This window comes from Streptomyces sp. NPDC085524 (assembly GCF_044541755.1).
Lineage (GTDB): Bacteria > Actinomycetota > Actinomycetes > Streptomycetales > Streptomycetaceae > Streptomyces.
In genome coordinates, this window is the sequence record NZ_JBITTH010000039.1 from 36,078 (window position 1) to 60,596 (window position 24,519).

Sequence of the window (24,519 nt, forward strand, 5' to 3'; positions counted from 1 at the left end):
GATGACGACGACAGCGACACCTGTCCTGTGGGCGACAAGCCCGGGAGGCACGATTCATGAGTGAGCGAGCTCTCCGCGGTACGCGCCTCGTGGTTACCAGCTACGAGACGGACCGCGGCATCGATCTGGCCCCGCGCCAGGCGGTGGAGTACGCATGCCAGAACGGACATCGATTTGAGATGCCGTTCTCGGTTGAGGCAGAAATTCCGCCGGAGTGGGAGTGCAAGGCGTGCGGCGCCATGGCACTCCTGGTGGACGGGGACGGGCCCGAAGAGAAGAAGGGCAAGCCTGCGCGAACGCACTGGGACATGCTCATGGAGCGGCGCACCCGCGAGGAGCTGGAGGAAGTGCTGGCCGAGAGGCTTGCGGTCCTTCGTTCCGGCGCCATGAACATTGCCGTGCATCCGCGGGACAGCCGCAAGTCCGCGTAGTCTGCGGACGCTGCAACAAGGAAAACGCCGAGGGGCCCGCCACACATCGTGTGGCGGGCCCCTCGGCGTTCCACCGGCTCGGCGGCCCCGCCGGTTGCCGGCGGCCCTGCCGGTTTCTGCCCCGCTACCGGTTCTGCCCGGCCGGCTACGGGGCGATCGGCGGCCGGTGGGCGGTGTCCGGGCCCTGGTCCCGGCCGCCGGGCCGGTCCTCCCGTATGACCTCACCCTGGACGATCTTGCCGTCGGGGTAGTGGATGCGGGCCTGCTGGAAGGCGTCGCCGAAGCTGCCGGCCGGGGCGGAGGCCATCTTCCGCTCCAGGGAGCGGGCGGCCCTGCGGGCGATGAAGGAGCGGACGGGCGGCAGCAGGAGGAGCAGGCCCGCCGCGTCCGAGATCAGACCGGGCATCATCAGGAGCAGCCCCGCCGCCATGGTGAGGGCATTGCCCTGACCAGGCTGCTGCGGGGTGGGCTGCTGCCCCTGCTGGGCCTGCTGGAAGGTGCCCGCCAGGTTCTTGAAGGCCCGCCGCCCGGCCCGCTTGATGACCACCGCACCGAGCACGATCCCGGCCGCGAGCAGTGCGGCGACGGCCAGCGCGCCGCCGGCCTGCGCGACCAGGCTGAGCAGCCAGATCTCCAGGATCAGCCAGGCGGCCACAGCGAGGGGGAGGAAGGTACGGGCGGGCGAGCGCCGCCGGGGGGACGTCGAAGTGCCCGTCCGCAGGGATCCAGTGCCGGTCGTCATACCGTCCAGTGTGCCTGGGCCGGTGTAAAAGTGTCCTCAGCCGGAGGTACCGGACAGGCCCTAGGGGGCCCTCCGGACAGGTCGGCGCCCGTGCGGCCCGGTCAGCGCTTCCGCTGTCCCTTGCCGAGGAGCCTGGCCGCCTGGGCCTTGACGCCCCACTGTGTGACGCGCCACAGGGCCTCCACCACGATGTCCTTGCTCATCTTGCTGTCGCCGAACTCGCGCTCGACGAAGGTGATGGGCACCTCCACCACGCGGAAACCCTTCTGCACCGCCCTGCGGGCCAGGTCGACCTGGAAGCAGTAGCCCGCGGAGGCCACCTCGTCGAGGCCCAGCCCCTCGAGGGTCTCGCGCCGGAAGGCCCGGTAGCCGCCCGTCACGTCGCGGATCGGGACGCCCAGCATCAGCCGGGAGTACGTGGAACCGCCCCGGGAGAGGAACTCCCGGCTCTTGGGCCAGTTCACGACGCGGCCGCCCGGCACCCAGCGGGAGCCCAGGACCAGGTCGGCGCCGGTCAGCGCGGTGAGCAGGCGGGGCAGCTCCTCCGGCTGGTGGGAGCCGTCGGCGTCCATCTCGACGATCACGCCGTAGCCCGCTTCCAGGGCCCAGACGAAGCCCGCGAGGTAGGCGGCGCCGAGCCCCTCCTTGCCCTTGCGGTGCAGCACGTGCACGTGGTCGTCGCCGGCCGCGAGCTCGTCGGCGAGCTTGCCGGTGCCGTCGGGGCTGTTGTCGTCCGCGACCAGGATGTGGGCCTCGGGCACCGCCGCGCGGACGCGGCCGACGATCAGCCCGATGTTCTCCGCCTCGTTGTAGGTCGGAATGATCACCAAGGCCGTACCGAGCGGTCCGTAGGTCCGCTGTCCGCCGTCGCTCACTGAGTCCCCTTTTGTGCTCGCGCACGTGTCGTACATCTGGTCGCAGGAGACGACTCTAGAACAGTGATCGGGGCACGCGGTCCTTCGGGCCGGTCGGACTCCCGCTGGCTGCGGGCCGCCGTGACCGTTGTCTACTGGACCGCGCGGCCCCGAACCGGGACCACTCTCCCCCGAGCTCCTTCGGAGCGGGTGGGACCCCCTACCGGCGAAACCTTCCCTCGCCCCCGAGGCGCGGGCGCGCTGGACAGACGGAGCCGTCCGGCACGGACGTCCTTGTGGTGGACCCGGCCGAACCTATCCGGGTCCGACCGCCCGCACCGCACCGAGGCCCGCCTCATCACCCCTGTGGGCGTACGAATACTTCCCGCCCGCCGACCACCGTGGCCAGGCACACGGGCAGCTCCGAGCCGGGGGTCAGGTCGGGCAGCCCGGGGGTCCCGGAGCGCGGGTCGGTGGACCAGCGGGCGACCCGGTCGTCGGGGGCCTGCACGACCAGTTCGGCGGTCTGCCAGACCGCGTAGTCGGCCGGGGCGCCGGGGACCAGCACCCCCGCGTCGTCGCGGCCCAGCGCCCGCCAGCCGCCCCGGGTGTGGGCGGTGAAGGCGGCCCGTACGGAGATCCGGTGCTCGGGCGTCCGGTGGAAGGCGGCCGCGCGCACGGTGCCCCACGGGTCGAGCGGGGTCACCGGGGCGTCCGAGCCGAAGGCCAGCGGGACGCCTGCCTTGAGCATCGCCGCGTACGGGTTCAGGGTGCGGGCGCGCTCGGCCCCGAGGCGGTCGGCGTACATGCCGTCCTCGCCGCCCCAGGCCGCGTCGAAGGCGGGCTGCACGGAGGCGGTCAGACCCAGCTCCGCGAAGGCGGCGATGGTCGCGGGGGTCATCATCTCGGCGTGCTCGACCCGGTGCCTGGCTGCGCGGACGCGGGCCAGGCCGACCTTCTCGGCGGCCGCCCGGACCCCCTCCACCACGGCGGTCACCGCGGCGTCCCCGATGGCGTGGAAACCGGCCTGGAGGCCCGCCTCGGTGCAGGCGGCGACGTGCTCGGCCACCTCGGCGGCATCCAGGTAGCCGGTACCGGTGTGCGGGGCGTCGGCGTACGCGGAGTGCAGGCAGGCGGTGTGCGAACCGAGGGCCCCGTCCACGAAGAGGTCGCCGGCGGCTCCGACCGCCCCGAGCTCCTTCGCCAGGCCGAGGTCCCGGTCGGCCCAGTACCCGAACACGCGCGGCCCGGGCCGCTCGGCCGCCAGGGCGAGCAGGGCCGTGAAGTCCTCGGCGGAGGAGATGTCGGGCCCGCCGCACTCGTGCAGGGAGCCGATGCCGAGGGACGCGGCCCGGTCGAGGGCGGCCGCCTGGGCCTCCGCCCGCTGCGCCGGGGTGACGGCGGCGAGGGCGGCCCGCCGGACGGCGTGGTGGTCGTCGCGGGTCAGCGGCTCGTCACCGGCGGGGCGCACCCCGGGGACGAGGTCGAGCAGGGCGGTGGTGACCACGGCCGAGTGCACGTCGATGCGGCTGAGGTAGAGGGGACGGCCCCCGGCGGCCTCGTCGAGCTCGGCCCGCCGCGGCGCCCGGCGCTCGGGCCAGCGGGCGGCGTCCCAGCCGTGCCCGAGCAGCACCCGGTCCGCGGGGCGGCTCGCGGCGTACGCCCGTACGAGGTCCAGCGCGGCGGCCAGCGACCGGGCGCCGGACAGGTCCAGCCCGGTGAGGGCGAGCCCCGCGGAGGTGGCGTGCACGTGCGCGTCGGTGAAGGCGGGCGTGACGAGCGCGCCGCCGAGGTCGACGACCTCGTCCACGCCCTGGGCGAAGGCATCGGCCGCCCCCTCGGAGCCGACCCAGGCCACACGGCCCTGCTCGACGACCATCGCGGTGGCGAAGGGATCGGCGGGGCTGTGGACCTCGCCCCCGCGCAGGAGGACGGTACGGGGGGATGCTCCGGCGGCGTCGGCGGAGATGGCGGTGCGGTCAGTCATGGGGAACAGTCTCACCCCTCCGCCGGCCCCGGCCGGACGCGGGTGCGGGCACGCCCCCGCGGGGGCGCTCCCCCGCCTGCCGGTAGGGGCGGTCGCGTACCCGGGCCGGGCACGGCACTAGACGCGGGGCGGGCGTGCCTCGTACGGGGTGGAGAGGACCACGGTCGTACGCGTCGAGACGTGGGCGAGGGCGCGCAGGCGGCCCAGCAGGTCCTCCAGCTCCAGCGGGGTCGCCACCCGGACCTTGAGGATGTAGTTCTCGTCGCCCGCGACGCTGTGGCAGGCCTCGATCTCGGGAACGCCGGACAGCCTGTCGGCGATGTCGTCCGGGGCGCTCGGGTCGAACGGCTTGACCGAGATGAAGGCCGTCAGCGGCAGGCCGACGGCCTCGGGGTCGACGACCGCCGCGTAGCCGCGGATCACCCCGCGCTGTTCCAGCCGGCGTACTCGCTGATGGACCGCCGACGTGGACAGTCCCGTGGCCTTGCCCAGATCCGTGTAACTCATCCGCCCGTCCCGCACGAGCAGATCAACGATCTGGCGGTCCAGCTCCTCCATTGCGCTCATAGCCGCTCAACCTAAGGCCCAAGGGCGCTCCTGGCCCAGTGCTGTCCACCCACTGGAGGCATCTGCGGCAGGCATGTGACCAAGGCCACAGGGTCATGCAGGCGTACGGGGTCGTGTCGTGGTTACTCGTGCCGTGCTGCGGGAAGTGCTTGGTGTGGCCGTGGCCGAAGAACCTGCCCGCCCGGCCCACCCAAGGGGGAGTACATCCATGCTGAACACCAAGCGCGCCGGTCGCACCGAACCGGAGCCCCTCGAACAGGCCGACACCGAGGAGGGCGCGTACTCCGAGTACGCCGAATACCCCGACGACGCCGAGGGGTTCGAGATCCGCCACGCGATCTGCCCCGACTGCGGCCAGGCGATCGCCCTCGTCGCGGACGAGGAGTACCTGCCGCAGCACGCGCTCTGCCTGACCCCGTGGAACCCCTTCGGGCTCACGGTGTGCGCGGGCACCGGACGGCCCGCCGCCGACGCGCTGGCCACCGTCGGTGCGTTCCAGTCGCTGGAGGTGCAGGAGCTCGAGTCCGTCGCGCTCCTGGACCTGCCGCAGGGGCTGGACTGGCGGACGCAGCCGTTCTCGCACGTCGGCGGCCCCGGCTCCCGTCCCGTCCGGCTGGTGCACCCCGCGCCGCCCCAGACCCAGCAGCAGCACGCGCAGGCGGCCTGACGGCTTCCTGCGCGCACACCGCGGCGTAGGCCTACCAGTACGTTCCCTGCACCATGGCGGCCAGGCTGGCGTGGTGCAGGATCAGGCTGTCCGGGTTCTCCGGGACCTCGACCTCGCCGAAGTGCGCCTGCCGGTAGGCGATGCGCAGCATCACGATCCCGTGCCGCAGCGCCGCGTAGAGGGTGTGGAACTCCATGTTCTGCGGGGTGTGCCCGGTGAGTTCGGCGTACCGGCGCTCCAGGTCCTCGCGGCGCAGGAAGTCCGGCAGGCCGGGCTGCCCGAAGCTCACGGTGAGGTCCTGGAAGAACCGGTGCAGGTAGACCGTCCAGCCGAGGTCCACCTCGCGCGGGGCGTACGCCGCCATCTCCCAGTCCAGGACGGCCGCCGGCGTGAACCCGTCGTAGACGACGTTGCCGATGCGGGCGTCGCCCCAGTTGAGCACCGCCGGGCCTTCGTCCTGCGGCCAGAGCTCCTCGAGGCGGGCGAACGCCCGCTCGATGAGCGGTGAGGGCGCCAGGCCCTCGACCACCCAGGAGTAGTAGGCCCGTTGGGCGTCGACATGGCGGCGCAGCGGGCTGCCCTCGCCCTCGGGGAGCAGGAACTCGGCCTCCTCGGCGGGGAACTGGTCGTGCAGGCGCGCCAGCAGCGAGATGCTCGCCTCCTGGAGCACGGCGCGCTCGGCGTCGGTCGCGGCGTGCAGCCAGTTGCCCTCGTAGGTGTAGGGCATGACGTCGGGCGGGACCCGTCCCTCGGCCCGCGCCATCACGAAGAACGGCGCCCCGAGCGGTGCCGGGTCCTCCTCCAGCCACTGCACGGACGGCACGGGCAGGTCCGTGTGCCGGGCGACCAGGCCCATCACGCGGTGCTGGCGCGGCATGTCGTACGCCGGGAAGACCGTGTAGGCGGCCGGGTCTGCGGCGAGGCGCAGCGCGCAGGCGCGGAGCGGGGTGTCGGGGTGCTCTATGTCGAAGAGCAGGGTCTCGCTGGACATGCCGTTGGAGCCGGGGACGGAGACGTTGGTGACCTTCGCGCCGGGGAGCCGGGTGTCCAGCCAGGCGGCGAGGCGCCGGCCGAGTTCTTCGGGCTCTCGGGTGGAGGTGCGCGGACGTGGAGCGGTTGCCATGGCGGTGGGCCCCTTCCCTGTTGTGTGCCGTGTTCCGGTGGCGGTGTTCCGTTGCGGCGTTCCGGCTTCTCCGCCGCTACTGCGCGACGGAGGAGTAGTCGGCGAAGCCGCTGGGGTCGTGGCGCCCGAAGCTGCCGTGCTCGAAGATGCCGTAGCCGACCTGCCCGTCGAGGACGAACCGCGCCGAGTGGTCGGTGACCCCGAACGCCGCCATGGGGTGCGCGCTCGGGTCGGAGAGGTCGTGGACGCGCCGGTCGGTCCAGCCCCGGCCCTGCCAACTGCCGTGCTGCCAGTCCGCGGCGGGCGGGTAGCCCGCTCCGACGGCGAGCGGGGAGGAGTTCAGGATCTCCACGGCGAGTTCGAGCGGCTTGCGGGCGGGATCGGTGAGGTGGACCACGGCGCTCTCGGGGTGACGGCTGCCGGGCCGGTAGCGGATCTCGGTCTGCGGCCAGCCGAGTTGGACGTCGTGGCGGCCGCTGCCCTCGGGGTGGACGAGCACCGCCTCGTTCAGGGCCCGGTACCCGTCGGCGTCCTCCTGGACGATGACCATGACGAAGCGGTCCTCGAAGCGGACCGGGATCCAGAGCCAGTGGAAGCCCTCGGGCCGGTACTCCTCGGCGGCGCGACCGCCCTCCTCGCCGGGTATCGGGCGCACGCCCCAACTCCGGTCGCGCGTACCGGTCCACTCCCCCGGCGTGACGGTGAACTCCTCGCCCTTGGCCCGGATGGTTCCCGTCACGTTGCCGGCCTGGACGAACCGGCGGCCTTCCAGGATGAGCCGGTCGCCGCGGCGCTGGGTGTGGTGGGGCTCCCAGACGGCGGGGAACTCGGCGGTCCAGATGAGGTCGTACGAGAGCCCGTCCGGGTCCTCCGGGTCGGCGGCGCAGCGCAGGGTGAGCTGCTTGAGCGGGACGTCGACCGTGATGGAGAGGGGGCCGACGCTGAGGTTCATCCGGTCGTCGGTGAGTGCGTCGGAGGCCCGGACGGCGAGCAGCTCGTCGCCCATGCGGAGGGTGGCGTAGGCATCGATGACCCCGGTGTTGGGGTACACCCCGAGGCCGAGGATCAGGACGGCGCGGCCGGCATGGTCGAAGACGTGGAAGATGCAACGGTCGTAGGCGTTCCGGTCACCGCTGACGACGTGCTTCATCGACAGCGGGGCCTGGTGGATCGGGTACTCGTCCAGTCCGATGGGCCGGTCGGCGGGCATGGCGAACCTCCTGGGCGGGGGTGGGGGCGGCTTGCGGTGGTGGGTGTGGGGACTGCCGCTCAAGCGGATATGACGGTACGTCAGAAAGTGCGATGGGGGCCAGAGTTCTGGCACGCTCTGACATGTCGGCACTGCACGCCGCAGGAGGGACCCGCCGGGCGGCCTCGAGGGCGGCGGGGCGGGGGTGGCGGAGGGCGGGGGTGGCGGAGGGCGGGGGTGGCGGAGGGCGGGGGTGGCGGAGGGCGGGGTCCGAGCCGGCCGGAATCAGAGAAGTCTTGGGGCTTTCCCGTCAGTCCCATAGTCCTTCCGTGTCGAAACGGCCTGTCAAGGGCGCTCCTCCTTCGTCGTCGCGTCGCTTCGCGACGGCCTTCGGCCGCCCTTGACAGGCCGTCCCGCCCCGGAAAGACAAGGACTGCCGGGAAACCCCCAAAAGAACGGGCCGGTCCGCAACTCCAAGGACGGCCGTGTCAGCGATGTCCGACCCCGCCCCCCCTTGTCCTCGGGCCCTCCCAGGCCGCCATCCGCACCGAGCAGGCGGCCACCCACCCCCGAACCTCGACCACAAGACCCTCGGGGCAGATCGGGCGCACCAAATCGCTACGCGCTTCTCCCGTCTCGGCGTCTGCGACCCGTCCGGGGCTGATCTGACGCAACAGATCGCTACGCGCTCCTCCAGGACGGCGTCCGACGGCCGTCCGGGGCCGGTCAAGCCGCCAACGATCGCTACGCGCTTCTCGACGACGGCGACCGACCCCCGCCTGGGGCTGAGAGACGCGAAGTGGGGCCGATCAGCGGCTCAAAGGGGCGAATGCTCGCCCTGGCTGAGGTGTATTCATGTCAGGACGAGACCGTCTCCACAAACCCACCCCCAAATGCCCTTAATTGGGGCATAACGCCAAGCATTCTGGTCGCCCACCGGCTCTGACGTGAGTACAGCTCGACATAGCCGCTGTTTGAGTCCTTTTCTCCTCTCGGCGACTGTCAGACGCGGTCCTGGAGGAGCGCTTGGGGCCTTGGGCGGCCTGTGACCAGCCCCAGGCGGCCGTCGGACGCCGTCAAGGCGAAGCGCGTAGCGATCTGGGGCGTCGGACCAGCCCCAGACGGGTCGCAGACGCCGAGACGGGCGAAGCGCGTAGCGATCTGTTGCGCTTGCCCGGCCCGGGGGGCGGTCTGGGAGGGCCCGAGGGGAGAGTGGGGGCCGGAGCGGGGTCGGGCATCGTCGACACGGCCGTGTTCTGTCCTCGGACCGGCCCGTCCTTTTGGGGGGTTCCCGGCTGTCCTTTGTCTTTCCGGGGCGGGACGGTCGGTCAAGGGTCGCCGAAGGCGATCGCGAAGCGACGCGACGAAGGAGCGCTCTTGACGGACCGGCCCGAACCGGAAGGACGATGGGACAGCCGGGAACCCCCCAAGACCTCTCTGATCCCGCCCGGCTCGGATACCGCTCCCGCCCGCCCCACCCGTACCTCATGAGCAGCTGAGCACGACCCCGCCGCCCCACCCCGCCGCACGCCCCCGCCCCCGCCCCCGGGGACCCCCTCGAACGGATACCCGGGGTGTGGAGGGGATTACCCGTGGGTGCGGTGTCGCGTTGCCCGGGCATGACCACGGTTGAGACTTCCATGCCCCGGGCGGGACGCCGTCGGCGGCCGACACCGCCCGGTTACGAAGAATCGGTTCGGCTCGGGCCTCGCCAGCGGCACCCCGACCCGCCCATCTACAGCGCCCTGATCGCCCGCTGGACCGCGGACGGCCGGACCGTGCCCGGGCGGCGGGATCCGGAGTGGTCGCGCCTCGCGTCCGCCCCGATCTGGCCGAACGGCCCGCTCTTCGGCGGCTGAGGGAGCGGGCCCGGCGCCCGGCTCAGAGCGCGAGCAGGCCGGCCGCCGTCGGGCGGAAGCCGCACTGCCGGTAGAAGGGCTCCAGGTGCGGCTCGTAGTCCACGTGCAGCCACTGCGCCCCGCGCTCCCGCGCCGCCTCGGCAGCGGCCCGTACGAGCCGCACTCCGAGTCCGCGCCGCCGCTCCTGCGGATGCACGGTGGTGTCGAGGACGAAGGCGTGCACGCCGCCGTCCCAGGCCACGTTGACGTAGCCCACCAGCCGGCCCTCACGGCGGGCGGTGACCCAGGCCAGGCTGCGCTCCAGGACCGGGGCGAAGGAGAGCTCCCCGTGCCCCGGCCATGCGGCGGCGAACAGTGCGTTGAGCTCGGCGTCGGCCAGGGCGGCCCTCACCTCGAGCTCGGGCTCGCGCGCGGGCTCCAGCTCGGGCTCCCGCCCCAGCTCGGGCTCCGCGACGTCCCCCACCAGCTCCTACCGCGTCTCCGGACCCGCCAGGTGGCGGGCGATGACCATGCGCTGGATCTGGTTCGTGCCCTCCACGATCTGGAGCACCTTCGCCTCGCGCATCAGCCGCTCGACGGGGAAGTCCGCCGTGTAGCCGTAGCCGCCCAGGATCTGGACCGCGTCCGTGGTGACGGCCATGGCGGCGTCGGTGCAGAAGAGCTTGGCCATCGCCGCCTGCCGGGAGAACGGCTTGCCCGCGTCGCGCAGCCGGGCCGCCGCGAGGTAGAGCGCCCGGCCCGCCTCGATCTTGGTGGCCATGTCGGCCAGCATGAAGCGCAGCCCCTGGAAGTCCGCGATCGGGTGCCCGAACTGCTTGCGGTCCAGGGCGTAGGTCAGGGCCTCGTCGAGCGCCGCCTGCGCGACGCCTATGGCGCAGGCCGCGATGCCGAGGCGTCCGGCGTCCAGGGCCGCCAGGGCGATGGAGAAGCCCTGGCCCTCCTCGCCGATGCGGCGCGCGTCCGGGACTCGTACGCCGTCGAAGTGCAGCTGGGCGGTGGGCGAGCCCTTCATGCCCATCTTCTTCTCCGGCACGGCGGCCGTCAGGCCCTCCGCGTCGCCCGGGACCAGGAAGGCGGTGATGCCCTTGGGACCCTCGACGCCGGTGCGGGCGAGGACGGTGTAGAAGTCGGCGACCCCGCCGTGGGTGATCCAGGCCTTGGTGCCGGTGATGATCCAGTCGTCGCCGTCGCGCACCGCCTTGGTGGTCAGCGAGGCGGCGTCGGAGCCCGCGGCGGGCTCGGAGAGGCAGTACGCGCCGAGCAGGCCGCCGCCGAGCATCGCGGGCAGGTGGGCGCCCTGCTGCTCCTTGGTGCCGTAGCCGGCGAGGCCGTGGCAGGCCAGGGAGTGGACGCTGACGCCGAGGCCGACGGTCAGGCGGGCCGCGGCCAGCTCCTCCAGCACCTGGAGGTAGACCTCGTACGGCTGCTCGCCGCCGCCGTACTCACCGTCGTACGGGAGGCCGAGCAGTCCGGCGTCGGACAGGAGGGTGAAGACCTCCCTGGGGAACCGCCCGGAGTCCTCCTCCTCGGCGGCCTTGGGACGGATCTCCCGCTGCGCGATCTCTCGTACGAGCGCGAGGAGGTCCCGGGACTCCTCGGTGGGCAGCTGACGGTCCACCGGCTGCGGGGCGCGGTCGGTCATGGCGGCGCTCTCCTCCCTCGTCGGGCACGGCGGCGACGCGCAAGGGTGTGGTGCGCGCCACCGGGTCTCGGTGCTCTTACAGCCGGTGCTGCCCCTCCCGGATCACGGAATGGGCTGCTCAGCGGCTGCGGCGGGTTGAGTATGCCTGATCAGGGGCCTCCCGTCACCGGGGCAAGATCATCCGGCTGCCCTCGCGGCCCTTCGGGGGCGGGAGGTGCCGGACACTCCGGGACGAACTCCTCGATCACCGACAGCGTCGCGCGCAGCTGGCGCACCAGCAGTGCCCCGATCTCGGCCCTGCCGGGCCGGGCGGGGGCGTCGGCCGCCGGCCCGCCGCCGCCCGGGCCGCCGATCCACTCCAGGGTGATGCCCTCGACGCCGGAGAGCCACCCGACGAGGGCGAGCCGGGCGATCGGCGGGAGGGTGCGGCGCCCGTACGCGGCTTCGGCGATGGTGGCGACGAGCTCCTCGCGGACGGCGTCGCGGATGGCGAGGACCTCGGCGTCGGACCCGACGCCGCCGGTGACGATGGTGCGGTAGGCGGCGTGGTGGTGTTCGGCGTAGTGCAGGTAGCCGTCGATGGTGCGGCGGACCCGTTCCGCGTTGGGGAGGTCGGTCTCGCCGCCGGCGCGGGCGACGAGCTCGGCGACGGAGTCCTCGACGATGGCCAGGTAGTAGCCGCGCTTGCTCTTGAAGTAGTAGTAGATCAGTCCTTTGGCGACGCCCGCGTGCTTCGCGATGTCGTCCATGGAGAGCGCGTCGTACGAGGTGTCGGCGAACAACTTGCGCCCGGTCGCTATGAGTTCGGCCCTGCGGACCTGCGAACGTTCGGTCGTTCCGCGCTGTTGACTATTATTCAAATTCAGCCCTAGCCTCGAACCGCCACAAGACGCCTGAAGTATGGCAGCACTTCCCCTGCGCACCGGACGACGTACGGGAGGAACGATCATGAACAAGGGCAAGGGCACCGGACCGCTCCGCGAGGGCCGGGTCCACTGGAAGAAGACGGCAGCCGTCGCCGTGCCCGCGGTCGCGGCCGTGGGTGTGATGGGCATGATCATGGCGCAGGGCGCGCTGGCCGCCTCCTTCGCCGTCTCGGGGACCAGCTTCCAGGTCGCCTCGTCGAAGCTCAGCAGCAAGGGCCTGGCCTCCTACGTGCAGACGGACCGCTCCGTCGACGGCAAGGGGCATCCGGTGGCGCTGCTCGGCATCGGCGAGGCCACGCTCGCCGACATCTGCCAGTCCGCCGAGGTCGGCACCCCCGTCGGCAAGGTGGTCTTCAGGCTGACGGCCGGCGGCCCGGCCGGGGAGGTCACGGCCAGCAGTCTGGTGATCGACGGCGAGGACCTGGCCGGCGACGCCACCTTCGGCACGGCGCAGATCGGCCGGGACGCCTCGACCCTCGACCAGGTGGACGGGGTCCAGGGCCCGGCCGGGACGTTCGGCCTGCAGGCCGGGAACATCGAGGTGGCGGGCGTGAAGTCGCACGCCTGGTCGGCGACCGGCGGGAACTTCAGGCTCAAGGGCCTCAGCCTGAGCGTCGGCCTGGACGGCAAGAAGTGCTTCTGAGCCCGCGCCGCGGGTGGCTGGAGCGGCGGCTGCCGCTGCCGGAGCAGCGGCAGCGGCTGCGCACCTGGCGCCGGACCCGGCCGTTCTGGGGCGGGCTGCTGGTGCTGCTGGGCGGGGCCGAGCTGCTGCTGGTCCCGCTCTCCCCGCTGACGATGCTGGTCAGCCTGGGGCTGGGCGGGATCGCGGCCATCGGGATCGGCGTCGCGCTGATCCTGGCGGCGCTGTTCCTGTGGTTCCTGCCGGGGGCCAGGGCGTACGTCTCCCTGCACGCCCTGCTGCTGTCGGTGCTGTCCTTCGTGGCCACCAACCTGGGCGGGTTCCTGGTCGGGATGCTGCTCGGCATCGCGGGCAGCGCACTCGCCTTCGGCTGGACCCCGCTGCCGGACGAGGAGGCGGGCGAGGGGGCCGGCGAGGAGGGTCCGTACGCCGTCGGCCTGGACGGCAGCGGGTCGCGGGCGCTGGCCGCCGCGCTGCCGGTGGTGCTGCTCGCGGCGCTGGCCACGGGGGTCCCGCAGGCGAAGGCCGCCCCGGCGGCGGCCGGGGCGCCGAGGGCGGGGCGCACTCCCCCGACGGTGACGACCTCGCTCTTCGCGCCGCAGGGCTTCGCGGTGGCGGGGACCACCGAGGTGCCCACGGTGGACGGGCCGCTCAAGGTGCTGGTGCTGCGGATGCACGCGGCCTCGCTGCGCGACTACCGGCTGCGCACCCGCGACGGCGGGGACGAGTACGGGCTGGCGGCCGACTCCCTCGACCTGCGGGGCGACGTGACCCTGTACCTCACGAAGTTCAGCGGCTGCATCGAAGGCCTGCTGTGCGTCACCTTCAGCCCCGAGGGGCTGCCGGCGCCACCGGTCATCCCGCCGTTCGCCTTCATGACCCGGGTCACGGCGGAGCAGGCGCTCGTCACCTCCGACGTGATCGTCACCGACGGGCTGCGGCTGGAGGCGTCGTGATCCCGGTGCGGGCGGCCGCGTTGCGGACACGGCGCCGGGAAGGGGCGGCGGACTAGATCCAGCCGACCTGGGTGACGAACATGGCGACGACGACCACGAGGGTCCAGCCGAGGGCGTGCTCCAGCCAGGAGGAGCCGTCCTTGGGGCCTCCGGTGCGGACGAGGCCCCGGGCGCGGGCGGTGGGGGTGGCGGCTTCAGCGGTCATGCCGACCAATGTGCCAGCGTTCGCGGCTTTCGCGGTAGAGACGGCGGTCACGGGAGGCGCAGGTCACACGGGCCTCGCGGCGGGGCGGACGTGCCACCGGGCCCCGGCCTGTCCGGTCGGGGCCCGGCGCGTCCAGCGGTGCGGAGTGCGGTGCCGTCCTGCGGTTTCGCGGTCAGGTGCGGGTCTCGTTGCGGCCGGCCATCCCGGCCATCGCGAGGCCGAGGCAGAGGGCGACGCCACCGGTGATCACGTTGTTGACGATCGTGCGGGTGAAGTCCATCGGACCGGCGATGGCCCACGGGGCGATGATCGTCCACGCTCCGATGACGACCGCCGTCCACGCCATCGCGTGGGTGCGCTCGTACGCGGAGCCGAGACCGCCCATGCACAGGCAGAAGGCCAGGCCGGCGATCAGGTTGTTGACGGCCAGCGGGGTCAGGATGCTGAACCCGGCGATCCACGGCGACGCCGCCAGGTACAGGCCCGTGATCAGGGCAAGCGCCTCGACGGCCTGCGCCGCGGGGGTGCTGGTCACCCGCTCGAACCGGGAGCGCATCTCGGCGAGGTCGGGGTGGTGTTCGATGCTGGGATGGGTGGTCATGGCCGGCCGCCTCCTATTGAGAAGCCTTTATGTGCCATTTACTCCATTATGTTCCGCTTACGTCATCGGCTCAAACGGGAAAATTCACAGCACTCCGACCGTTTGCAGGGCCTTGATCTGCACCGCGTCCGGGACGGCCGGGGCGTAGAGGTAGCAGACGCCTCCGCTGCCCGAAGCGACCTTGCCCGCCGCGTTGTGACGCTTGGTCCGCAGCCAGATGTTCTCGAACTGGCGCCGCTTGTAGATCCGGCGGACGGCGGCGTTGTCGCGGGAGTTGGGGTCGTTGGCGATCACGTCCCCGGCCGCGGTGAAGCCGATGACCGTCATCAGGTGGCCCGCGGTGCCGTATCCGGCGCCCGTGAGCTCGCCGGCGGTGAAGGACTGGGAGGTGATGACCGGGATGCCCGCCCGGACCAGGGTTTCCAGCTCGGTCAGGGAGGAGAGGCGGGTGACCACCCCGGAGAGCTCGCGGTAGGTGGCCGCATAGGCCGCGTTGAAGGGCCAGTTCCCGCAGCCCTTGTAGGCGGCGTCGTAGGTGGAGCGGGCGGCGTGGCAGACCTGCGGGTCGGCGTACTTCGGGTTGACCCAGGTCAGGGCGGCGGCGCTGGCCTTCCGGCCCCAGAACTCGATGATCATCTGGGAGGAGGTGGGGCTGCACCAGGCCTCGCCGCCGTTGTCGTACTCGGGGTACTGGCCGGCGTGGGTCTCCTGCGAGTAGCGCGGGACCTTCAGCTCGTGGGCCTGCCCGGAGGGGGCGGCGGCGGGGACCGTGAAGCGGTCCGGGACGGCGGAGAGCATGGCCCCGGCCAGCCATACCGTGGGCCCGCGGTCGGCCCCGGGCTTGCGGTACAGGGTCAGGCGCAGCCGCCAGCCGGTGATGCGCAGGCCGCTCGCGGGGGCGTCCACGGCCAGGGTGTCGGTCCAGACGGTGGAGCGGCCGTCGGTCTGGCCGTCGACGGAGGTGCGGCGGATGTCGCGGTCGCCGGATGCCCAGCGGGCCATGACGTACCAGGGGGTGGCCGTACCGTCGCCGTAGGTGCCGCGCAGCTCGACCTGGATCCAGGTGCCCGCGGGGGTGCGGGCGTTCCATGAAGCGATGGCCTCGGTGGCGGGCACGGCGGAGCGGTGCACCGGGGAGGTCCAGGCCGCGTACTCCCAGGTGCCCTTCTTCCCGGTGTGCGGGTCGGCGTACTCGGTGCGGCCGACCGCGTTCCCGATCTCCAGTCCGGGCCGGGCTCCGCCGACCGCGGTGGTGCCCTGGTGGGTGCCGGCCAGCCAGTGCGCGTACGAGTGCCAGAAGCAGTTGTCGACGGTGCGGCCCGTGGCCCGCGGGGCGGGCGGGGCCGCCGGGGCGGCGGCCTCGGCACTGCCGCCGGGGACGGTGGCGGCGGTGGCCGCGGTGGCGACCGCGAGTGCGGCGACGAGTACGGCCCTGCGCGGTGTGGGTGCGGGCATCGCGGGCTCCCCCAGGGGTGGGTCGGTACGTGGCTGGGCTTCACCCTTCCAGTTCCCGGCGTCCGGGAGCCGAAGCCACGGGCCGTGTCGGCGGTCTCGGACGAGCGCCTAGGCTGGTCGGGTGGAGCAACACCGGTCACTCGAATCGCTCGCGCGGGAGCTCGCCGCACTGCCGCCCTCCCTCGGGCCGGTGCGGCTGATCGGGATCGACGGCCACGCCGGGTCCGGCAAGAGCACCTTCACGGGCCTGCTCGCGGAGGCGCTGGGGGCTCCGGTGCTGCACCTCGACGACGTGGCCACGCACGAGGAGCTGTTCGGCTGGGAGGAGCGGCTGCGGGCACAGGTGCTGGAGCCGCTGGCCGCCGGCCGGGCCGCGCACTGGGCCCCGTACGACTGGGTGGAGCGACGCTTCGGACCGCAGCGGGTGCTGGAGCCCGCGCCGGTGCTCCTCGTGGAGGGGGTCGGGGCCGGGCGGCGGGCGCTGCGCCCGTATCTGGCGCGGCTGCTGTGGATGGAGACCGCGCGTGCGACGTCCTGGGGGCGCGGGCGGGACAGGGACGGGCGTGAACTCTCCGGTTTCTGGGACGGATGGGAGCGTGCGGAGCTCGCGCACTTCTCGGACGACCCTTCACGCCCCTTCGCCGACACCCTGGTGCGCCAGAGCGGTACGGGATACGAGTGGTCTTCCGGGGCCTCTGCGACCCCGCGAACGGCCGCTTTCGTCACCGAGGGTGACGGACTCCCCCGGGCCTGAGCGGCCCCGGAAATCCGCTCCGGCGGGCCTCTTCCGACCTCCTTGACCTGGGGCCCGCAGCGGCCTTACGTTCTCAAGGCGAGGCCTTCACCGGCCGACGCGGACACGAAGCCCCCGATCGTTCCCCCGTGATCGGGGGCTTCGTTCTGCCCCCGGCCGGGACGCATCGGCGCCGCTCCTTCACCCTGAGTCACCGGGCGCACCGGGGGCGCACTCGCGACCCGGGCCCGTCGCACCCTACGTAAGGTGCGAAACCGCAGGTACGATGCAGCCCTGATTTCAGCGACGCCAGTCGGGGCACCGGCACAACTCGCGCGCTCGAAGCGGGGGTTGCCGCGCACCACGAGGGCAGGCTTGTGGGGGACGTGATGGATTTCGGCACGCCGGGCAGCGCGCACGCCCCGGCCGAACTCGCCTGGCTGCGCGGGGTCGACGCCTGCACCATGGGCGCCTATCCGCAGGCCGAGGAGGAGTTCCGGACGGCCGTACGGCTCGATCCCACGATGGCCGACGCCTGGCTGGGACTGCATGCGCTGCGGGTCGACACCACGAACGCGTTATTGCGCATGTACGCGCACCGGGACCGGTTCGGCGAACAGCGGGCCAGGCACCGGCGGACGCTGAACTCCTGGTACTGGCTGGGATGGTGGGTGCAGCCGGTGCTGGAGAGCCGGCGGGACCTGCTGCTGGCCCACGCCTCGCACTGGCTGGACGGCCGTCACGTGCCGGAGCTCGACCAGGCGCTGGCCGCGCTGCCCCCGGTGGACACCGATCCGCAGGTGCGGTTCCTGCACGCGTGCCGGGCGTACCTGGTCAAGGACTGGGAGCTGCTGGTACGCAACACCGAACCGCTGGTGGACGATCCGCTGCTCGGCATCGAGGCGGGGCTGTTCGGCGGGATGGCGCGGGTCCGGCTGGAGATGTACGGGCAGGCGGAGCCGCTGCTGTCGGCGGCGCTGATGCGGTGCCGCAGCGAGCAGCCGCAGCGCAAGGAGCTGCGGTACTGGCTGGCGCGGGCGCACGAGGGCACCGGGCGCAGCGCGGCCGCGCTGCCGCTGTACCGGGCGGTGCACCGGGTGGATCCCGCCTTCATGGACACCGCGGCCCGTCTGACGGCGATCGAGGACGGCGACGACACGGACGGCATGGCCGACCTGGCGGGCACGGCCGGGTACGCCGCGTACGGCGGCTCCGGCGGGCACGGCCCGTCCCCGGCCGGCGGGGGTTTCGCGAAGGTGGCGCTGGGCGGCGGGCCCGTCCAGGACGTCGCTCCGGACGGGCAGGCCGCCGACCCGGACCCGCTGACCCCGCCGGTGCCGCCCGGGAGCCGGGGGGAGGGTGTCCGGCGCAAGGTGTCGCTCCCCTCGCAGGGCGCGCCCGGCGGGCTTCCCGCGGGGCCGGCGGACCCGGAGGCGCTGGCGCAGGCTCTGGCGGAGCTGGAGCGGATGGTGGGCCTGGAGCCGGTGAAGCGGCAGGTGAAGGCACTCTCCGCGCAGCTGCACATGGCGCGGCTGCGGGCGGGTCAGGGGCTGCCGGTGCAGCCGCCGAAGCGGCACTTCGTCTTCTCCGGCCCGTCGGGCACGGGCAAGACCACGGTGGCCAGGATCCTGGGCCGGGTCTTCTACGCGCTGGGGCTGCTGGGCGGCGACCATCTGGTGGAGGCGCAACGGGCGGACCTGGTGGGCGAGTTCCTCGGGCAGACGGCCGTGAAGGCGAACGAGCTGATCGATTCCGCGATCGGCGGGGTGCTGTTCGTCGACGAGGCGTACTCGCTGTCCAACTCCGGCTACAGCAAGGGCGATGCGTACGGCGACGAGGCCCTCCAGGTGCTGCTGAAGCGGGCCGAGGACAACCGGGACCACCTGGTGGTGATCCTGGCGGGCTATCCGGCGGGGATGGACCGGCTGCTGGCGGCCAATCCGGGGCTGTCCTCCCGGTTCACGACCCGGGTGGACTTCCCGAGCTACCGGCCGCTGGAACTGACCGCGATCGGCGGGGTGCTGGCGGAGGCGAACGGGGACCGCTGGGACGAGGAGGCGCTGGAGGAGCTGCGCAGCATCAGCGGGCACGTGGTCGAGCAGGGCTGGATCGACGAGCTCGGCAACGGGCGGTTCCTGCGGACGCTGTACGAGAAGAGCTGCGCGTACCGCGACCTGCGGCTCGCGGGCTTCTCCGGAGAGCCGTCGCGGGACGACCTGGCGACGCTGCGGCTGCCGGACCTGATGCAGGCGTACGGGGAGGTCCTGTCGGGGCGGGGGCCGCAGGACCGGCCGGAGCCTCCGCTGTAGGGGGCGGGCCGGGTGCCGCTGCGCGGGCTGCTGGGGCGCTGCCCAGACCCCGCGCCTCGAACGCCGGCGGGGCTGGATCCGGCCGATGCCGTCCGTCGGGCGCGGCTGCCGCTACGGCAGGTCCACGGGTGCTCCGGAGAACGCCGCGATGGCGCTGATGACCAGCCAGAGGACGGCCAGGGGGATCACGAACCAGAGGACGGAGAGCGGACGCCCTACGCTGCCGGTGGCCCACACCTCGTCCGCTCGGCTGCCGAGGCTGCCCCGCAGCAGGGCGCCGGCCTCCTCCGCGAACGCCGGATCCGCCTCGACGAGGTTGACGAGCGCCGCGGTGAGCCGGTCGGCCGCTTCCGGTGCGGAGGGCGTGCGCTCGAAATCGGCCAGGAACGCGAGGCCCTGTTCCGTCAGCCGGTCGTACAGCAGCGCGCGGAGCCGGCGCGCCACCGGGGAGGCAACGGCCGCGTCCTCGCTCAGCAGGGCCACCATCCTGGCGGCCGTCTCGCCGTGTTCCGCGGACATCCGACCACCCCCTCCCGCGTACGGTCCGTACCCCGGCACCCGTACGCCGAACCCGCCGGACCCACGGGGGCCGGCGGGTTCGGCGGAGGTCAGCCGGTCAGTACGCCCTCCGGGCGGATCCCCGGACGGCCCGCCGGGACGCGGTGGGCGGGGTCGCGGACCTCGCCCACCAGCATTTCCAGGACGTCCTCCAGGGCGACCAGCCCCAGGACGCGGCCGGACGGGTCGGCGACCTGGGCCAGATGGGTGGCGTCGCGCCGCATGACGCTGAGGGCGTCGTCCAGCGGGAGCGTCGCGCACAGGGTGGTCATCCGGCGCCAGACCCGCTGCGGCACGGCCCGTTCCCGCTCCTCCAGGTCCAGTACGTCCTTGACGTGCAGGTAGCCCATGAAGGCGCCGCTGTCCGCGCGGACGGGGAAACGGGAGTAGCCGGTGCGCACCGTCAGCTGCTCGATCTGGCGCGGGGTGGCCGAGGGGCCGACCGTGACCAGCCGGCCCGGGGGCAGCAGGACGTCGGTGACCTGACGGCTGCCCAGTTCGAGGGCGTCCTCCAGGCGTTCCTGCTCGCCCGGCTCGAGGAGCCCGGCCTGCCGGGAGTCCTCGACGAGCCGGCCGAGCTGGGCGCTGGTGTAGACGGCCTCGACCTCGTCCTTGGGCTCGACTCCGAAGAGCCGCAGGACGAGCGCGGCGCAGGCCCCCAGCGCCGTCGTGACGGGTCCGCACAGCCGCGCGAAGGCGACCAGGCCCGGGCTGAACCAGAGCGCGGTCTTCTCCGGGGCGGCCATCGCCAGGTTCTTCGGCACCATCTCGCCGATGACCAGGTGCAGGAAGACCACCGCGGCGAGCGCGAACGCGTAGCCGAGCGGGTGGATCAGGCCTTCCGGGACGTGGACGGCGTGGAAGACGGGCTCCAGCAGCCGGGCCACGGTGGGCTCGGCGACCGCGCCGAGGGTGAGCGAGCACACCGTGATGCCGAACTGCGCGGCGGCCATCATGCGGGGCAGGTTCTCCAGGCCGTGGAGGACCTGCCGGGCCCGCTTGGAGCCGGCCGCGAGGGGCTCGATCTGGCTGCGCCGTACGGAGACGAGCGCGAACTCGGCGCCGACGAAGAAGCCGTTGGCGAGGACCAGGAGCAGTGCGAAGAGGAGCTGGAGCGCGTTCACCGGGCCACCGCCTCGGCCTCGGCGGGCTGCCCGGCCGCGTAGGCGGCGGCCAGGTCGTACCGCCCGGCCCCGGCCCCCGCGTCCCGGTCGGCGAGGAGCGCCGGCCCTGATCCGGCCGCGAACGGCCGTCCCGCCTGTCCCGCGGGCGCGGGCAGGACGCGGACCATCCGGACGCGTTCGGCGCGGTTGCGGCCGACCTGGCGGACGGAGAGCTTCCAGCCGGGGAGCTCCGCGCGGTCCCCGGGGGCGGGGATCCGGCCGAGGAGGTCGGCGACGAGCCCGGCGACGGTCTCGTACGGGCCTTCGGGCACCTCGAGGCCTATGCGGCGCAGGGTCTGCACCCGGCAGCTGCCGTCGGCCTCCCAGGAGGGGCGGCCGTCCTCGGCGGGTACGGCGGCCAGTTCGGGGCTGTCGTCCTCGGCGAGGTCGTGCTCGTCGCGGACCTCTCCGACGAGTTCCTCCACGATGTCCTCCAGGGTGACCACGCCGGCGGTGCCGCCGTACTCGTCGACGACCACGGCCATGGGCTGCTCGCTGCGCAGCCTCTCCAGCAGCGGCTGCACGGGCAGGGAGCCCGGCACCAGGAGCGGGGCGACGCAGATCCGCGCGACGACGGTGCGGGCGCGGTCGGCCTCGGGCACGGCGAGGGCGTCCTTGAGGTGCACCACTCCGGTGACCTCGTCGATGCGCTCGCGGTAGACCGGGAAGCGGGACAGGCCCGTGGCCCGGGTCAGGTTGAGCACGTCGGCCGCGGTGGCGGTGTGCTGGAGGGCACTGACCTTCACGCGGGGGGTCATGACGTGCTGGGCGGTGAGCTCGCCCAGCGACAGGGTCCGTACGAAGAGGTCGGCGGTGTCCTGTTCGAGGGCACCCGCCTGGGCCGAATGGCGGACCAGGGAGACCAGTTCGCCCGGGGTGCGGGCGGAGGCCATCTCCTCGGCGGGCTCCACGCCCAGCGCCCGTACGAGCCGGTTGGCGACGGCGTTGAGGCCGGCGATGACCGGCCGGAAGGCGCGGGAGAAGGCGTTCTGCGGCCCGGCGACGAAGCGGGCGACCTGGAGCGGCCGGGAGACCGCCCAGTTCTTCGGGACGAGCTCGCCGACGACCATCTGGACGGCGGAGGCGAGCAGCATGCCTATGACGACGGCGGCGCCGGGGACGGCGCCCTTCGGCAGGCCGGTCGCTTCGAGCGGCCCCGACAGCAGTGCTGCGAGGGCGGGCTCGGCGAGCATGCCGACCACGAGGGAGGTGATGGTGATGCCGAGCTGGGTGCCGGAGAGCTGGAAGGACAGCTCCCGCAGGGCCTCGACCACCGTGCGGGCACGGCGGTCGCCTTCGGCTGCGGCGCGCTCGGCCTCGGGCTTCTCGACGGTGACGAGGCCGAACTCGGCCGCCACGAAGAAACCGTTGGCGAGGATCAGGGCGAATGCCGCCACGAGCAGGAGTAGCGGGATGGTCATGCCGCCGCCTCCGAGGGGAGGGCGGCGCGGGTACTACCGGACGATCCGTCCATTGCTGGAGGGAGTCACTCCTCAGGTCGCAGGTGACCGGCGGGCCCGGGGTCCCGGGGCCGGTGGGAGGGCGCACGGCTGCGCCCCGCCACCAGGGTAGTCATTGAGATCCTGGCCGCAATGGGACGCAGCGACGAGCCTTCGCGCGCTCAGTGGTCGTTTGTACCGGTTCCGCGCGTCTCGGCGAGGGCGCGCAGGGCGCGGGCGTCGCCGATGGCCTTGGCCCGGGCCACCCCGGGCTGGATGCCGAGGGCGGGCAGGCTGGTTCCGTCGCTGAGGTCGAGGAACACCCACGGGTCGCCCGGGCGGAGGTTGACGCGCAGGATCTGCGCCCACTCCAGGCGGCGCTTGGTCGTCAGGTTGACGACGGTGACGCCGGTCTCGTCGGCGACCACCTTGGGCCGGCTGAGCAGGACGAGGACCGAACTCAGCAGCGCGGCGGTGAAGACGAAGCTGATCCGCTCCCCCGGGCTGAGCCGCTCCAGCAGTACGGCGATGGCCGTGATGGTGGTGAACATGACCAGCCCGACGCTCAGCAGCACCGCCCGGGTGCGGTTGGGCCGAAAGGTGACCGGCAGGGCGGGCGGTACGGCCTGGGCGGCGGGCTCGCTCATGTGTGCTTCAGCGCCTTCTGGAATTACGGGATCGCAGTGCGGTGCGGTGCGGTGCGGTCAGAGCCGGCAGGCGTGGATCGAGGTGGTGAGGATCGCGCGCGCGCCGAGCTCGTACAGATCGTCCATGATCCGCTGGGCTTCCTTGGCGGGGACCATCGCGCGGACCGCGACCCAGCCCTCGTTGTGCAGCGGGGAGATGGTCGGCGACTCCAGGCCCGGGGTGAGGGCGACCGCGCGCTCCAGGTGCTCGGCGCGGCAGTCGTAGTCCATCATCACGTAGCTGCGGGCCACGAGGACGCCCTGGAGGCGGCGCAGGAACTGCTGGGCCTGCGCGTTGTCGGGGTCGGTGCCGTTGCCGCGGATCACGACGGCCTCGGAGGTCATGATCGGCTCGCCGATCACCTCCAGGCCGGCGTTGCGCAGGCTGGTGCCGGTCTCGACGACGTCCGCGATGATCTGGGCGACGCCGAGCTGGATGGCGGTCTCGACCGCGCCGTCGAGGTGGACGACGGAGGCGTCGATGCCCTTCTCGGCGAGGTGCTTGGCGACGATTCCCTCGTACGAGGTCGCGATCGTCATCCCGTGGAAGTCCTCGGGGCCCTTCGCGGTGCCGGGCTTGGTGGCGTAGCGGAAGGTGGACCGGCCGAAGTTCAGCGCCAGGATCTCCTCGGCGCTGGCGCCGGAGTCGAGCAGCAGGTCACGGCCGGTGATGCCGATGTCGAGCTTGCCCGAGGAGACGTAGATCGCGATGTCCTTGGGACGGAGGTAGAAGAACTCCACCCCGTTCTCGGGGTCGACGACCACGAGCTCCTTGGACTCCTTGCGCTGGCGGTAGCCGGCCTCATGGAGCATCGCCGACGCCGGTCCGGAGAGTGAACCCTTGTTGGGGACGGCGATGCGCAGCATGGGGCTTCCTTTTGTGCGTGGGATACGTGTGTGCGGGCGGGGCGTGCGTGCCTGGGCTCAGAGGTGCGCGTAGACGTCGTCGAGGGAGATCCCGCGCGCCACCATCATCACCTGGACGTGGTAGAGCAGCTGGGAGATCTCCTCGGCGGCGGCGTCCTTGCTCTCGTACTCCGCGGCCATCCAGACCTCGGCGGCCTCTTCGACGACCTTCTTGCCGATGGCATGGACGCCCTTGCCGACGAGCTCGGCGGTGCGGGAGGTGCTGGGGTCGCCGTTGGCGGCCTTGAGCTGGAGCTCGGTGAAGAGTTCTTCGAAGCTCTTGAGGGGTTTGTTCGCCATGATGCCCTTAGAGTACGGGTTCACCCGGCGCCCCCGGCGCCAGGGTTCACTCCGTGGACTACCGCCAGGGTTCGCTGACGGTCCGCAGGGTCATGGCGGTGGAGACGGCGGCGGTGACCGCTTCGTGCCCCTTGTCCTCGTTCGACCCTTCGAGCCCGGCGCGGTCCAGCGCCTGCTCGTCGTTGTCGCAGGTCAGGACGCCGAAGCCGACGGGGACTCCGGTGTCGATCGACACCTGCACCAGGCCCTGGGTGACGCCCTGGCAGACGTAGTCGAAGTGCGGGGTGCCGCCGCGGATGACCACGCCGAGGGCGACGATGGCATCGTAGCCGCGGCCCGCGAGCACCTTGGCCACGACCGGGAGCTCGAAGCTGCCGGGGACGCGCAGCAGGGTGGGCTCGTCGATGCCCAGCTCGTGCAGGGCACGCAGGGCGCCGTCGACCAGTCCGTCCATGACCTTCTCGTGCCACTGGGCCGCGATCACGGCGACTCGGAGGTCTCCGCAGTTCTTCACGCTCAGTTCGGGTGCGCCCTTGCCGCTCACAGCTCTACTCCTCGGTGGTTCGTGGATGTACGTACGG

Annotated in this window: 25 protein-coding genes; 6 read left to right on the plus strand and 19 right to left on the minus strand. The window is 72.8% G+C overall.

Going from position 1 to position 24,519, the window contains the following annotated elements; translation table 11 throughout:
• Positions 1-56: 56 nt before the first annotated feature.
• On the plus strand, positions 57-431 hold the full coding sequence (locus ACIGFK_RS38695) for an RNA polymerase-binding protein RbpA (protein WP_007262928.1): 375 nt from the start codon (positions 57-59) through the stop codon (positions 429-431).
• A 145-nt stretch (positions 432-576) separates the two neighbouring features.
• Here ACIGFK_RS38695 and fxsA read toward each other — a convergent pair whose 3' ends face one another.
• The 4 genes from fxsA to ACIGFK_RS38715 all read right to left on the minus strand — a co-directional run bounded on the left by fxsA (position 577) and on the right by ACIGFK_RS38715 (position 4,572).
• Complete coding sequence (fxsA, locus tag ACIGFK_RS38700; RefSeq protein WP_376661946.1) at positions 577-1,173, minus strand: FxsA family membrane protein; 597 nt, start codon at positions 1,171-1,173, stop codon at positions 577-579.
• Positions 1,174-1,274: 101 nt separating this feature from the next.
• Positions 1,275-2,048, minus strand: coding sequence for a polyprenol monophosphomannose synthase (locus ACIGFK_RS38705; RefSeq protein ID WP_376661947.1), 774 nt, complete (start codon positions 2,046-2,048; stop codon positions 1,275-1,277).
• A 337-nt stretch (positions 2,049-2,385) separates the two neighbouring features.
• On the minus strand, positions 2,386-4,014 hold the full coding sequence (locus tag ACIGFK_RS38710) for an amidohydrolase (protein ID WP_376661948.1): 1,629 nt from the start codon (positions 4,012-4,014) through the stop codon (positions 2,386-2,388).
• A gap of 117 nt (positions 4,015-4,131) precedes the next feature.
• Complete coding sequence (locus ACIGFK_RS38715) at positions 4,132-4,572, minus strand: Lrp/AsnC family transcriptional regulator (RefSeq protein WP_326593949.1); 441 nt, start codon at positions 4,570-4,572, stop codon at positions 4,132-4,134.
• Between the two features lie 217 nt (positions 4,573-4,789).
• Here ACIGFK_RS38715 and ACIGFK_RS38720 point away from each other — a divergent pair, with 217 nt between their 5' ends.
• The gene (locus tag ACIGFK_RS38720) at positions 4,790-5,248 is read left to right on the plus strand and encodes a hypothetical protein (RefSeq protein ID WP_386472404.1); all 459 of its coding nucleotides are present in this window, start codon (positions 4,790-4,792) and stop codon (positions 5,246-5,248) included.
• A 31-nt stretch (positions 5,249-5,279) separates the two neighbouring features.
• Here the strand turns inward: ACIGFK_RS38720 and ACIGFK_RS38725 are convergent, their stop codons facing one another.
• The 5 genes from ACIGFK_RS38725 to ACIGFK_RS38745 form a co-directional block, all read right to left on the minus strand.
• Positions 5,280-6,371, minus strand: a complete 1,092-nt coding sequence (locus tag ACIGFK_RS38725; protein WP_376661950.1) for a phosphotransferase family protein — start codon at positions 6,369-6,371, stop codon at positions 5,280-5,282.
• A 76-nt stretch (positions 6,372-6,447) separates the two neighbouring features.
• Positions 6,448-7,581: a hypothetical protein gene (locus ACIGFK_RS38730; protein ID WP_400055596.1), complete on the minus strand. Its 1,134-nt coding sequence runs from the start codon at positions 7,579-7,581 to the stop codon at positions 6,448-6,450.
• A gap of 1,860 nt (positions 7,582-9,441) precedes the next feature.
• A complete protein-coding gene (locus ACIGFK_RS38735; RefSeq protein ID WP_400055580.1) occupies positions 9,442-9,882 on the minus strand; it encodes a GNAT family N-acetyltransferase in 441 nt (146 codons plus the stop codon).
• A gap of 6 nt (positions 9,883-9,888) precedes the next feature.
• The gene (locus ACIGFK_RS38740) at positions 9,889-11,061 is read right to left on the minus strand and encodes an acyl-CoA dehydrogenase (RefSeq protein WP_400055582.1); all 1,173 of its coding nucleotides are present in this window, start codon (positions 11,059-11,061) and stop codon (positions 9,889-9,891) included.
• A 149-nt stretch (positions 11,062-11,210) separates the two neighbouring features.
• Entirely contained in the window at positions 11,211-11,921 is a 711-nt protein-coding gene (locus ACIGFK_RS38745) for a TetR/AcrR family transcriptional regulator (protein WP_400055583.1), read from the minus strand.
• A gap of 88 nt (positions 11,922-12,009) precedes the next feature.
• Here ACIGFK_RS38745 and ACIGFK_RS38750 point away from each other — a divergent pair, with 88 nt between their 5' ends.
• Both ACIGFK_RS38750 and ACIGFK_RS38755 read left to right on the plus strand, forming a co-directional pair.
• Entirely contained in the window at positions 12,010-12,630 is a 621-nt protein-coding gene (locus ACIGFK_RS38750) for a DUF6230 family protein (protein ID WP_400055585.1), read from the plus strand.
• The gene (locus tag ACIGFK_RS38755) at positions 12,621-13,583 is read left to right on the plus strand and encodes a DUF6114 domain-containing protein (RefSeq protein ID WP_400055587.1); all 963 of its coding nucleotides are present in this window, start codon (positions 12,621-12,623) and stop codon (positions 13,581-13,583) included. Before ACIGFK_RS38750 ends, ACIGFK_RS38755 begins: the two co-directional genes overlap by 10 nt.
• A gap of 52 nt (positions 13,584-13,635) precedes the next feature.
• Here the strand turns inward: ACIGFK_RS38755 and ACIGFK_RS38760 are convergent, their stop codons facing one another.
• The 3 genes from ACIGFK_RS38760 to ACIGFK_RS38770 all read right to left on the minus strand — a co-directional run bounded on the left by ACIGFK_RS38760 (position 13,636) and on the right by ACIGFK_RS38770 (position 15,844).
• Positions 13,636-13,788 carry an SCO1431 family membrane protein gene (locus tag ACIGFK_RS38760; RefSeq protein WP_376662029.1) on the minus strand — a complete coding sequence of 51 codons (153 nt, stop codon included), beginning with the start codon at positions 13,786-13,788 and terminating at the stop codon, positions 13,636-13,638.
• Positions 13,789-13,960: 172 nt separating this feature from the next.
• On the minus strand, positions 13,961-14,389 hold the full coding sequence (locus ACIGFK_RS38765; protein ID WP_376662030.1) for an SPW repeat protein: 429 nt from the start codon (positions 14,387-14,389) through the stop codon (positions 13,961-13,963).
• An 84-nt stretch (positions 14,390-14,473) separates the two neighbouring features.
• Positions 14,474-15,844, minus strand: a complete 1,371-nt coding sequence (locus tag ACIGFK_RS38770; RefSeq protein WP_376662031.1) for a peptidase C39 family protein — start codon at positions 15,842-15,844, stop codon at positions 14,474-14,476.
• 121 nt (positions 15,845-15,965) lie between these two features.
• On the opposite strand from ACIGFK_RS38770, the gene ACIGFK_RS38775 reads away from it, so the two are divergent.
• Together ACIGFK_RS38775 and ACIGFK_RS38780 are read left to right on the plus strand one after the other, a co-directional pair.
• Complete coding sequence (locus tag ACIGFK_RS38775) at positions 15,966-16,598, plus strand: uridine kinase (protein WP_376662032.1); 633 nt, start codon at positions 15,966-15,968, stop codon at positions 16,596-16,598.
• 368 nt (positions 16,599-16,966) lie between these two features.
• The gene (locus ACIGFK_RS38780; RefSeq protein ID WP_376662033.1) at positions 16,967-18,886 is read left to right on the plus strand and encodes an AAA family ATPase; all 1,920 of its coding nucleotides are present in this window, start codon (positions 16,967-16,969) and stop codon (positions 18,884-18,886) included.
• A gap of 111 nt (positions 18,887-18,997) precedes the next feature.
• Here the strand turns inward: ACIGFK_RS38780 and ACIGFK_RS38785 are convergent, their stop codons facing one another.
• The 7 genes from ACIGFK_RS38785 to ribH all read right to left on the minus strand — a co-directional run bounded on the left by ACIGFK_RS38785 (position 18,998) and on the right by ribH (position 24,482).
• Positions 18,998-19,405, minus strand: coding sequence for a hypothetical protein (locus ACIGFK_RS38785; protein WP_400055590.1), 408 nt, complete (start codon positions 19,403-19,405; stop codon positions 18,998-19,000).
• 89 nt (positions 19,406-19,494) lie between these two features.
• Positions 19,495-20,568 carry a hemolysin family protein gene (locus ACIGFK_RS38790; RefSeq protein ID WP_376661112.1) on the minus strand — a complete coding sequence of 358 codons (1,074 nt, stop codon included), beginning with the start codon at positions 20,566-20,568 and terminating at the stop codon, positions 19,495-19,497.
• On the minus strand, positions 20,565-22,028 hold the full coding sequence (locus ACIGFK_RS38795; RefSeq protein WP_376661113.1) for a hemolysin family protein: 1,464 nt from the start codon (positions 22,026-22,028) through the stop codon (positions 20,565-20,567). The genes ACIGFK_RS38790 and ACIGFK_RS38795 overlap by 4 nt, the downstream gene beginning before the upstream one ends.
• 200 nt (positions 22,029-22,228) lie before the next feature.
• Positions 22,229-22,693 (minus strand): PH domain-containing protein, encoded by a 465-nt coding sequence (locus ACIGFK_RS38800; protein ID WP_376661114.1) that lies wholly within the window; start codon positions 22,691-22,693, stop codon positions 22,229-22,231.
• A gap of 57 nt (positions 22,694-22,750) precedes the next feature.
• The gene (hisG, locus tag ACIGFK_RS38805) at positions 22,751-23,599 is read right to left on the minus strand and encodes an ATP phosphoribosyltransferase (RefSeq protein ID WP_376661115.1); all 849 of its coding nucleotides are present in this window, start codon (positions 23,597-23,599) and stop codon (positions 22,751-22,753) included.
• A 57-nt stretch (positions 23,600-23,656) separates the two neighbouring features.
• A complete protein-coding gene (locus tag ACIGFK_RS38810) occupies positions 23,657-23,938 on the minus strand; it encodes a phosphoribosyl-ATP diphosphatase (protein ID WP_376661116.1) in 282 nt (93 codons plus the stop codon).
• A gap of 58 nt (positions 23,939-23,996) precedes the next feature.
• Entirely contained in the window at positions 23,997-24,482 is a 486-nt protein-coding gene (gene ribH / locus ACIGFK_RS38815) for a 6,7-dimethyl-8-ribityllumazine synthase (protein WP_007262951.1), read from the minus strand.
• Positions 24,483-24,519 lie beyond the last annotated feature (37 nt).

Excerpts from the sequence above, each read along its gene's own strand:
- ACIGFK_RS38795 (WP_376661113.1), bottom strand. The coding sequence starts at position 22,028 with ATGACCATCCCGCTACTCCTGCTCGTGGCGGCATTCGCCCTGATCCTC.
- hisG (WP_376661115.1), bottom strand. The coding sequence starts at position 23,599 with ATGCTGCGCATCGCCGTCCCCAACAAGGGTTCACTCTCCGGACCGGCG.
- ACIGFK_RS38695 (WP_007262928.1), top strand. The coding sequence starts at position 57 with ATGAGTGAGCGAGCTCTCCGCGGTACGCGCCTCGTGGTTACCAGCTAC.
- ACIGFK_RS38770 (WP_376662031.1), bottom strand. The coding sequence starts at position 15,844 with ATGCCCGCACCCACACCGCGCAGGGCCGTACTCGTCGCCGCACTCGCG.
- ACIGFK_RS38810 (WP_376661116.1), bottom strand. The coding sequence starts at position 23,938 with ATGGCGAACAAACCCCTCAAGAGCTTCGAAGAACTCTTCACCGAGCTC.
- ACIGFK_RS38740 (WP_400055582.1), bottom strand. The coding sequence starts at position 11,061 with ATGACCGACCGCGCCCCGCAGCCGGTGGACCGTCAGCTGCCCACCGAG.
- ACIGFK_RS38720 (WP_386472404.1), top strand. The coding sequence starts at position 4,790 with ATGCTGAACACCAAGCGCGCCGGTCGCACCGAACCGGAGCCCCTCGAA.
- ACIGFK_RS38710 (WP_376661948.1), bottom strand. The coding sequence starts at position 4,014 with ATGACTGACCGCACCGCCATCTCCGCCGACGCCGCCGGAGCATCCCCC.
- ACIGFK_RS38785 (WP_400055590.1), bottom strand. The coding sequence starts at position 19,405 with ATGTCCGCGGAACACGGCGAGACGGCCGCCAGGATGGTGGCCCTGCTG.
- ACIGFK_RS38780 (WP_376662033.1), top strand. The coding sequence starts at position 16,967 with ATGGATTTCGGCACGCCGGGCAGCGCGCACGCCCCGGCCGAACTCGCC.
- ACIGFK_RS38725 (WP_376661950.1), bottom strand. The coding sequence starts at position 6,371 with ATGGCAACCGCTCCACGTCCGCGCACCTCCACCCGAGAGCCCGAAGAA.
- fxsA (WP_376661946.1), bottom strand. The coding sequence starts at position 1,173 with ATGACGACCGGCACTGGATCCCTGCGGACGGGCACTTCGACGTCCCCC.
- ACIGFK_RS38750 (WP_400055585.1), top strand. The coding sequence starts at position 12,010 with ATGAACAAGGGCAAGGGCACCGGACCGCTCCGCGAGGGCCGGGTCCAC.
- ACIGFK_RS38715 (WP_326593949.1), bottom strand. The coding sequence starts at position 4,572 with ATGGAGGAGCTGGACCGCCAGATCGTTGATCTGCTCGTGCGGGACGGG.
- ACIGFK_RS38730 (WP_400055596.1), bottom strand. The coding sequence starts at position 7,581 with ATGCCCGCCGACCGGCCCATCGGACTGGACGAGTACCCGATCCACCAG.
- ACIGFK_RS38760 (WP_376662029.1), bottom strand. The coding sequence starts at position 13,788 with ATGACCGCTGAAGCCGCCACCCCCACCGCCCGCGCCCGGGGCCTCGTC.
- ACIGFK_RS38765 (WP_376662030.1), bottom strand. The coding sequence starts at position 14,389 with ATGACCACCCATCCCAGCATCGAACACCACCCCGACCTCGCCGAGATG.
- ACIGFK_RS38800 (WP_376661114.1), bottom strand. The coding sequence starts at position 22,693 with ATGAGCGAGCCCGCCGCCCAGGCCGTACCGCCCGCCCTGCCGGTCACC.